This window comes from Kitasatospora arboriphila (genome assembly GCF_039528095.1).
Taxonomy (GTDB): Bacteria; Actinomycetota; Actinomycetes; order Streptomycetales; family Streptomycetaceae; genus Kitasatospora; species Kitasatospora arboriphila.
Genome location: NZ_BAAALD010000160.1, coordinates 1 through 9,838 on the forward strand (window position 1 = coordinate 1; position 9,838 = coordinate 9,838).

5 protein-coding genes are annotated in these 9,838 nt (G+C 72.2%); 3 read left to right on the forward strand and 2 right to left on the reverse strand.

What is annotated here, in order from left to right:
• The first annotated feature begins 957 nt into the window (after window positions 1–957).
• Entirely contained in the window at window positions 958–2,667 is a 1,710-nt protein-coding gene (locus tag ABD353_RS38125) for a ricin-type beta-trefoil lectin domain protein (RefSeq protein WP_344628319.1), read from the forward strand.
• A gap of 139 nt (window positions 2,668–2,806) precedes the next feature.
• Here the strand turns inward: ABD353_RS38125 and ABD353_RS38130 are convergent, their stop codons facing one another.
• The gene (locus ABD353_RS38130) at window positions 2,807–3,700 is read right to left on the reverse strand and encodes a hypothetical protein (protein WP_344628320.1); all 894 of its coding nucleotides are present in this window, start codon (window positions 3,698–3,700) and stop codon (window positions 2,807–2,809) included.
• A 466-nt stretch (window positions 3,701–4,166) separates the two neighbouring features.
• Here ABD353_RS38130 and ABD353_RS38135 point away from each other — a divergent pair, with 466 nt between their 5' ends.
• Window positions 4,167–6,146 (forward strand): hypothetical protein, encoded by a 1,980-nt coding sequence (locus ABD353_RS38135; RefSeq protein WP_344628321.1) that lies wholly within the window; start codon window positions 4,167–4,169, stop codon window positions 6,144–6,146.
• Between the two features lie 588 nt (window positions 6,147–6,734).
• Window positions 6,735–7,415 carry a hypothetical protein gene (locus ABD353_RS38140; protein WP_344628322.1) on the forward strand — a complete coding sequence of 227 codons (681 nt, stop codon included), beginning with the start codon at window positions 6,735–6,737 and terminating at the stop codon, window positions 7,413–7,415.
• Window positions 7,416–7,843: 428 nt separating this feature from the next.
• Here ABD353_RS38140 and ABD353_RS38145 read toward each other — a convergent pair whose 3' ends face one another.
• Window positions 7,844–9,352 carry a S1 RNA-binding domain-containing protein gene (locus tag ABD353_RS38145; RefSeq protein WP_344628323.1) on the reverse strand — a complete coding sequence of 503 codons (1,509 nt, stop codon included), beginning with the start codon at window positions 9,350–9,352 and terminating at the stop codon, window positions 7,844–7,846.
• Window positions 9,353–9,838 lie beyond the last annotated feature (486 nt).

Consider the following 9,838-nt stretch of genomic DNA (forward strand, 5'->3'; position numbering starts at 1 on the left):
GGCCGCCGAGGCCTTCGGCCCGAAGGCGGTGCTCGCCGCCGGCGCCGCCGTCGCGAGTTTCACCCGTTCGGATGTGCGCGCAGCTCCGGTCACCGGCGTGTCGCGGCCGGCAGTGCCGATCCCACTCGGTGAGGGTGGGTGGTGACGCGCCCGGGCCATCGTCCGGCCTGGTGGGTTGGGGGAGTGCCGACGCTCCGGGTCTCGCCCGGTCGGGCCGAATGGGGCCGGCGTTGAACGGGCCGGCCGGGCCGTTGCGCCTGGTCCGGCGCGCTTCCCGATCCGCCTTCCGGTCTCCCCTGGCGCGGCGGCTCCGCCCCACCCACGGCGCGCCGGGGGTGGGGCTGCCGACCCAGCGGCGCCGACACGGGCGGCCCCGGTCGACCAGCTCCGTGCCCTGCTCGGCGAGTTGCACCGTCTGACCCGGCGTCAGCTGAACACGGCTCGCTCTCGTGCGCTGCTCGGGTTCAAGGAGTCATGAGTTCCCGCTGCCGCGCGGATGCCGCCGCAGAGATCGACGTGGTGCGCGACCTTGACGGCATTGGTTCAGTCCAATAAGTTCACCGCGCAGAAACCAACACAGGCCAACACTCCTGTGGTGTTCATGTCTTGATGCTCGATCACCGCACTTCAGGAGGGCAGCTGGGGTTTCCCGCCGTTCCTTCCTGGCCGCGTTGGGCGCTGCCGCCACAGCTGCACCCAGCCCGTCCTCGCCCCTTGCCCGCTCTGCGGCGGCGGGAGTCTTCCTCCCGGTGAAGCCGGCGGGCGACTCCGGCCGTGCCACGGTCCGCGTCCACCTGTCCGGCACCGACGGATGCGGCCGGGGCGGCAGGGCGCAGGGCCGCGCACCACCCGCCGCGGCAGGTCGCCAGGGGACTGCGGAGCGGCCCAGCACCATCGAACCCGTCTTCGGAGGTCCGACACATGCAAGGGAAATTTGCACAGGCACCACGCCGCGCCTTGAAGAGAGCGCTCTCAATCCTTCCCGTCGTCGCGGTCACGGTGGCGGCGATCGTCGTCCCGACGGTGAACGTCGCGGCGGTGAAGGCCGAGGCGGTTGTGCCCCCCGCACCGTCGGGCTTCACGCTCACCTGGAGCGACGACTTCAACGGTGCGTCCGGGACCGGCGTCGACCAGAGCCTGTGGAAGTACGACACCGGGCCGGGCAGCAACTTCGGCACCGGTGAGATCGAGACCATGACCAGCAGCACGTCGAACGTCTACTACGACGGCCAGGGCCATCTCGTGCTCCAGGCCCTGCACTCCGGGTCCGACCCGCGGAGCGGATGGACGTCCGGGCGCGTGGAGACCCAGTCGGCGTCCTTCGGCGCCCCGGCGGGCGGAGTCGTCCGGATCGAGTCCGTCCTCCAGCAGCCCAACGTCAACACCGCCAACGGGGCGGGCTACTGGCCGGCGTTCTGGATGCTCGGCGCGCCGCTGCGCTCCGGCGTGACGTGGCCGAAGTCCGGCGAGATCGACATCATGGAGGACATCAACGGCCGCGGTTCCGTCTTCAGCACCATCCACTGCGGGGTGAACCCGGGCGGCCCGTGCAACGAGTCGACCGGCATCGGTTCGGGCGAGCGCGCCTGTTCGGGCTGCCAGACCGGCTTCCACGACTACGCGGCGGAGATCGACCGTTCGGTGTCGCCGGAGCAGGTCCGGTTCTACCTCGACGGGAACAACTTCTTCACCGTCAACGCCAACCAGGTGGACCCGACGACCTGGGCCGACGCGATCGACCACCCGTTCTTCATCATCTACGACCTGGCGATCGGCGGCGGCTTCCCGGACGCCTTCGGCGGCGGCCCGAACGCGGCCACGGTCTCCGGCGGCAAGCTGGTCATCGACTCGGTGGCCGTCTACAACAAGGGCCCGGGCACCGGCGGCGGCGGTGGTGGTTCGGTGACCGGCCGGACGATCACCGGTCCGGGCGGCACGTGCGTGGACGTGGCGGGCGACGACACCGGCGGCGACGGCACGGCGGTCCAGCTCTGGGACTGCCAGTCGGGGGCCAAGGACCAGCACTGGACCTGGAACGGCCAGACCCTGCAGACCCTCGGCAAGTGCCTGGACATCGCCGGCGGCAACAGCGCCGCGGGCACGCAGCTGCAGCTCGCCACGTGCAACAGCGGCGGCTACCAGTCGTGGGTGCGGCAGACCGACGGCTCACTGCGCAACCCGACCAGCGGCCGGTGCATCGACTCGCCGTCGGGCGCCACCGCGAACGGCACCCGGCTGCAGATCTGGGACTGCAACGGTTCCGGCGCCCAGAAGTTCGCCATCGGTACCCCGATCTACGGTCCGGGCGGCAAGTGCGTGGACGTGGCGGGCGACGACATCGGCGGCGACGGCACCGCGGTCCAGCTCTGGGACTGCCAGCAGGCTACCTCGCTCGACCAGAAGTGGACCTGGAGCGGCCAGACCCTGCAGACCCTCGGCAAGTGCCTGGACATCGCCGGCGGTGTCAACGCGGCCGGCACCAAGCTCCAGCTGGCCACCTGCAACGGCGGCGGCTACCAGAACTGGGTCCCCAACGCCGACGGCTCGATGTCCAACCCGACCACGGGCCGGTGCATCGACTCGCCGTCGGGCGCCACCGCGAACGGCACCCGGCTGCAGATCTGGGACTGCAACGGCTCCGGCGCCCAGAAGTTCTCCCTGGCCTGAGAACGAGCCGGACCTCGGCCGTGCGCGGTGAGGGGCCCTACCGCGGAGGGTGGGGCCCCTCACCTCGAGAAGCCGTCGCGCTGCCGAGCGGCGAGCAGGCGTGGCCCGTCGATCACGAGCTGCACGGCCTCGGCCGCTGTCAGGCTTCGATGCGCAGCCACGTGTCGCCGGTGCGCAGCCACAGAAGACCGTCACGACCCTGACCGCAGCGCATGACCACCCGTCCGGGCACGCGAATCCTGCGTCGCTCGGTCACACTCCACGTATCACCGTCCAACTCCGCTCGCACCACTTCGGTTGACCGCCGGTTGTGATCGCGCTTGGTCAGGACTGCTCGACGGCCGCGCACGGCGAACCCGTCCGGGGCGCGCACCGGGCTCGGCCAACTGGTCACCTCACCGGTCGACGGGGTGATCCGCGTCAAGAACGTGCCTCCCCGCCGACTGCCGGAATACCAGACCAGCCAGACCCGGTCTCCTTCGGTGGCAGCGGTGCATCCCTCCAGAGGCGCGTCAGGAAGGCGGCCTCCCGGAGCCCAGGTCGCCTGACCTCCGGCATTCCAGCCGGCAAGACCGGCTGCGGACTCCGGATGCCCTCCGTAGATGCCTTCGTCTCCGTAGGCCGTCCAGATCGATCCCCCGCGATCGGTCACCAGAGCAGGGATGTCGTCGCCGATGCAGAAGGCGGCCTCCTGTTCACCGCTTTCCAGGGAGAACACCACGGCGTTCGGGCTCCATGTGCCCGACTCCTCCTTGCCCGCCCGACCGCGTACGATGAGGAGCCGGGACTCCGGGAGAAGAGCGATGTGGCTCGGCCTGACCGGAATGCCCTTGATCGGTCGACGTCGAAGCGACCCGTCAGCCCGGCGAATCACGAGCACCGCATCGAATGGGACCTGCGGGCCCCAGCCCGGCCAGCCCTTCACGTAGCGGCTTCGGCGAAGGAACTGCCGATGGACGAGCAGAACGGCCAGCTCCCCCGTCGGGCCGGCGGTCCACCACAGAGGGCGCCGTCCCGCCCAGAGTTCCGTCACGGACGGCTTCCAGACCCTCTGTAGGCCGACCGTCGACATCACATCCCCCCTGCTCTTCGGGCACAGCACCGGAACGTAGGCGCTGATGAGAGGAGTGTATTGATGCCGGAGCCAGGACCTGCGCCACGTCGTCCGACCGCCCGCGGTTGGCTCACGGGTCCGACTTGACGCTGGGGCGTGTCGTGTCGTCCGGTCTCGACCGTGTTCGTCATCGCGTTCATCACCGCGCGAGGGTAGGGCCGCAGCAGCGGGCCGTCGAACGCTTTGCCGGCGGGGAGGCGAGACATGTGCGGTTCCGGATCGGCGAGGGGATTCGAGGAGCGAGGAGGCGACGCGCGTGTCCACACATCCGAGGCTCGTGAGTGAGGCGGGCGAATTTCGAGCGACAGAACGACGGGCTTCCTGGACGATGGCGGGCGGTTGCGAACGGGACGACTGACCGGTGGACGGGACGACGATGACGGGGATGTCGTTGGAAGCGTTGGACGCTGTGGTGTGGGACGGACTTGAGACGGGCCACCCGCTGGATTCGGTCGAGGAGGTGCCACGGGCACTCCGGAAGCTCGCCCGGGCGGGCGCTCATGCGACGGAGGAGGACTGCTACCCGCTCTACTCCCTCGTCACGAGAGACGGGTGTGAGACACCGTCCGCAGCCGCCGTCGCCCTGCCCTTCGTCGTCGCGCTCGCTGCCGACCCTGCCATGGGCGCGCGAGTCCCCCTCGTCGAGCTGCTGACCCACATCCAGGCGCCGGCCCTGGCCGACGAGGACTGGACGGGAGCACGGGCCCTGCTCGCGGACCCGGAGCCGGCGGTGCGGCGGGCGGCGGTTCCCCTTGCAGACGGCGTTGCCGGGCTGCTGGAAGTGTGGCGGGTGGAGACGGACCCGGCGGTCCGGTTGGCCGTGCTGCTGGCCCTCGGTGAGGCCGCGTCCGACCCGCGGACCGACCAGGAGGCTGTCACAGCGGCACGAGCGGTGCTGGCGGACGTGCTCGGTGGGGACGATCCGGTGATGTGGGTCGCCGCCGTCCACGCTTCGGCCGGTCCCGAACCCGGGTCTGCTGCGCTCCATCTGGACCGGTTGGTCGAGGTGTTCTCCGACCTTGCGGTGCGGCCGCGGTTCGAGGAGGCGTGGTTCGTGCCGTCGGTCGAGGACCCCTGCACCCGCGAGATCGTTCTCTGGTGGATCGCCCGGCTGTTCGAGCATGCCCCGGAGGTGCAGCTGTCCTTCCTCACTCGGCTGATCGAGGCGGCAGGCCGGACCGGAGACGCCCTGTTGTGCAGGGAGGCGATGGACCTCGCGTGGCAGCTCCTCCTTGAACGGCGTTCCGTGGGCGGCACGTTGCTGCCGTTGGCCGGCCGACTGCTCGACGATCCGGACGGGGCCGTCCGGTACCGGGCGGCGAACATGCTCGCAGCGACGGGCCTGGCGGCGGCCCCGTACGCCGACCGGCTCGCCGAGCTGCTCGACGACGGCGGAACCGACGAATTCCTGGACGGCACGGCCGGAGAGGTCGCCCGATGGGCACTGACCCGGATCGGCGACCCTCGTGCTCTGCCGGGCCTGGTCGAACGGCTCCGGGCGCAAGAGGAGGAGCCGGGGCGCGGATACGCCACGGCGGACCCGAGGCGGCCGGAGATCAAGGACGTGCTGATCCCGCTGCGGGCCCACGCGGACGTGCTGGTGCCCGCGATCGGTGAAGCGATCCGGGAGGGTGGGGCGCGCGGTGGTGCGACCCGCGGGTTCGTCGAGGTACTGGCGGCCTGGGAAGAGGACGCGTTGCCGGCCCTGCCGGATCTCCTGCCGCTCCTGGACGACACCTGGACCTCGATCGGCGTGCTGCACGTGCTGCGGGCGCTGGGCCCTGCCGCGGCCTCCGCCGAGCCTGCACTGCGAACCTGCCAGGTGCTGGACCATCCTGGGAATCACTGGTCGGTGACCTGGACCACCGCGTGCATCGTCGGGGACCGCGCGGCGACGCTCCGGCTCGTCGGCGATGCGGTCCTGGCTGCGGAGGATCCGGCGTTCGGCCCGTTCGGTGCGTTGGCCGAGTTCGGCCGCGAGGCCGCGCCGTTCGCCGAGCGGGTCCGGTCCATCATGGAGAACAGCACGCACTGGACACGACTCACGGCGGCGGCCACGCTCTGGTCGATCACGGGACAGGCAGGGCCGACCATCCGCGTCCTGGAGGAGTTCGTGCTGCCGATCGCCGACGGGGGTGACACCTTCGGTTCCTTCCACGACGCGCTGCAGGCCCTGATCCGGATCGGCGGGATCAGCCCTGCCGTCCGCACCGCGCTGCTCAGGGTTCGGCGGTCGGACCACCGCCTGTCCCGGCTCGAGGGCTACGAGCGGATCCTCCAGGACGAGCAGATCCGCACGCTGATCGATCAGGCCCTCACCTGCCCCGACCTGAACCCGGACGAGGCGTCTCCAGCTGTCCGGTGAAGCCCGGGGCGCAGACTGACGACGTCAACCCGTTCGATCCTCCACGCGCCCGCCCGTTCCGCTGCCTCCCCCGACCGCCGGTGGCGGGACGGTGCTGTCCCGTCCCGGTGGCGGTTTCCTCGCTCGGCATGGGCGGTCAGCGCGGGAACATGTCGGCGTGGGGGTCCGGTTCGCCGGTCGCCGGGTCGAGTCCTGCCTCCCACCGGAGTTGCTCCAACCGCCAGTGGACGAACGTCGGTGGCGATCGGTTCCACAGGTCCCCACCTATGCTGATCGGCCAGGACGACCACCCGTCGTAGTCCGCGCGGACCAACCGGTGGAGGAATTCGACCATTCCGAAAGGGTGGACCGTGAAGGTCGGGCGGGTGTGTCGTCCGTAGACCAAGACCGGCCAGCGGTCCGGGTCACCGTCGACGCCGAGACCCACCAGGTGCCGGACGGTGCTGCCACCACAAGCCGGCTGGAGAAGCTGCTGCACCCAGGGGCGTGGGCCCGCCTGTGGACCCGGGCCGGCGACGCCCCGCCCGGCCGTTCCACGCGGGCCGTCCCGTCCACAGCACCCGACAACCATCAAGGAGCAACCACCGTATGCCGAACAACACCACCGGTCCGGCCGCCCCGACGCCGGAGGAGGCCTACGCGGACGCCCCCGCGCCACATGTGGAGACGGCGGCGATGCTGAACCTCGCCCGCGCCAACCACGGCACCCCGCAGATGCACGACCGGGAGTGGGTGATGCGCCACGCCGCACTGCTCGACCGCACGATGCTGCCCGCCGCCACCCTGCCGGGCGGCACCGGCACCGGCACCGGCACCGGCACCGGCACCGGCACCGGCACGGCCGGCGGGTTGGGCAGCCTGCCGAACCCGGCTGCTCTCGGCGCCGCCCTGCAACTGCGGCAGCTCGACCGGCACGGCAGCACCGGCCTCGGCCCGCTCGGCCCGGACGCGCCCGAGTGGAACGGCGAAGACGGCGCGATCGGATACCTGCGCCAGGAGTACCTGGCGTGGCGTGGCGGACAGTTGTCGGACCTGACCGAGGTACGTGCGGCGATGCGCGCCGTGTCCGAGGCCGCAGACGACAACGTGCGCCCCGGGCAGACCGCCGGCAGCGGCGAGCCCGGGCCGCACGAGCTGCTCCTCGACCTTGCCCGGCGCCGGGTCGCCGCCTACGCGAAGGCGGTGGACCACGGGATCGACGCAGTCGCCGACCAGCAGCGTGCCGAGCAGGAACTGCTGGAACTGGAGGCCGCCGGCGTACAGGGGTGACCGTGCCCGCCCCGTCGCGCCCCTCCGCTGTCAGGACCGGCCGCGTGCAGGTTGGCCCTGGCCGGCCACGCCGGGGCTGTGCAGGACGGGTGGGTCAGTTGTGGGCGCACCTCTGGAGGCGCCGGCGAGGCGCAGGCGTCATACGCGTCTGATCGCGACCGCAACGGAGTTGGTGGGGGAGTGCACGCAGGCGGCCGCGGCCGTGTACGGGCCGATCGCGGACGCCCCACCGGAGCAGGAGAGGGGCTGGGGTGCCGCTCAGCGGGGGAGGGCCGTCAGGGTGAGGGCGGTGCGGCTGTCCCGGTAGACCGGGTCGCCGCTGTAGGCGGCGGTGATCACGTGCGTGCCGGTGGGCCGCCAGGGGAACGGTGCCCAGGACCGTGTGGGTGGTGGGTGTCGGTGAACGTCACGGTCCGACCCCAGGAAGGTCACCCGTAGTCGCAGGCATCGGCCGGGAGGCCGAGCGTGATGCGGCGGCGCGGCCGGTCCACGGCGAGCACGGTGACGCGGACCGGGTCGCCGACCACCGGTGCCGGGCCGTCGGACCAGGGGCCGTGGACCAACCCCTCGACGCCCGGTGCCACCCGGACGAAGGTGCCGAACGGGACCAGTCTGACGACCGTTCCGGGGAGCTCGGCGCCGTGTCGGAGGCGGTCGGCGAACAGGCGCCACGGGTCGGGCTGCAGGGCCTTGACGGACAGTCCGACGCGCTCCCATGCCCAGTCGATGTCGAGGACCTGCGCCCTGATCCGGCGGCCCGGTGGGGCCACCTCGTCCAGTGAGTCGAAGCGCGTCCAGGACATCTCAGGGATCCGCAGGAAGCCGACGCTCCGCCCCGACGGGTGGTCGAGGTCCACGTGCACGCCGACGTCGTCCAGGTCGCTGGCCACGGTGCCGGTCACCACGTCGCCGATCCGCAGGCCGGCGAGCAGGGCGCGCCGTCCGGTGGCCGGGGTGGGGTCGGTCCGCCACCGGGCCCGGACGATCCCGTCGGCGTCGGGCAGCACCGCCGCGAGCAGCGGCCGCCGATGGGCCGGCTGGAGCGGGACGAGGCCCGCCCGCCGTCCCGGACCGGTGGGGACGGCAGGGTGCGGGCCGTCGGCCCGGCCCATCCAGGGTTCGGCGACGCGCTCCGCAGGGAAGGTCCCGTCGGCCTCCTGACGGACGAGCAGGTGAGGGTGTCTGCCGGCGCGAATCTCGGCGCGGACGGCCTCGATGTCCTCGGTCAGGTCCGGCCACACGGCCAGCCGTGCCCGCGGCACGAGGCGTCGGCGGACGGCGGTCACTGCGGCCTCGGTCGCCAGCCGGTGCCAGCGGCGGCCGTGGGCCGCGTACTCCTCCTCCAGCAGGACCGCCCCGCGTTCGGCGACCAGGCAGTGCACAGCGGTCCAGAACACCCCGTCGGCGGGCGGCCGCACGTCCGTCTCGTCGAGGGCGGGGTCGTAGGGGGAACGCCCGACCTTCTCCGCGAACAACCCCAGGCTCCGAGCCCCGGTCAGCGCCGCCCGGAGTGGGCCCTCGCCGCCGTCGAAGCCGACGAACAGGTCGTCGCGGTGACCGGGGTGGAGGAAGAACCGGCGGCCGGCCCGCAGCCTGCACCAGGCGCCCTCCCGCTGGAGAACCGCTCGCAGCAGTGTCAGACCGGCAGCCGCCGGCAGGGTGGCGCCGTCGTGGAAACCGGTGGGGTCGCCGGGGAACACTCCGGCCGGGCCGTCCGGCCCGCCGGAGCCCCGGGTGGAGAAGGAGAAGAAGCCCTTCACCATCGGACTGCCGATCACCAGCCGCTCCGCACCCGCCTCCCGGACGAACCCGGCGGCGGCATCGGAGAGGGCCGCGGCGGTCTGCGCGCGGGTGCGGTACGCATCGGGGGAGCAGTCGTCGTACCTTGCCTCGGTCACAGGCTCGTACGGGGTGAGGCGGTACACCTGGAGCGCCATGTCAGCGCCCCGTTCGGTCCGCCGTCGCTGCAGGGGCGGAGTGCCCGCGGACGGAAGAAATGATCATCCGGACACCCTAGGGAGGTGGCATCGTGTCGGGCAAGACCCGCCGCGACTCCGCGACCTGATTGCCGAAGGAACGGAAGAATCAGCCGTGTCCCGGCCGGGTGCTGCACAAGGTCGGTGCGCCGCCTGGGACGTCGGGCCGTCGGGGCGTGTTCGAGCCGGGGCGGAGCGTGTCGGGCGACCAGCGGCCGGGGCGGGCGCGACACGGTCCCGTCCGCACCGGGAAACCCCGCGCGGCGCGAACCGGCCGCAGGTCCGGGCTCGCGGGTCGTCCGGGTCACGGGCGCACAGGTGCACTCCGGTGCCGGACGGCGTACCGACGGGTCAGCGGCCGCACGCCGGGGGCGTGCCCACCGCGCTGTGTCACAGGCGGACGATGACGAGGGCGGTGTCGTCGGTGACGCCGTCGGTGGGCAGCAG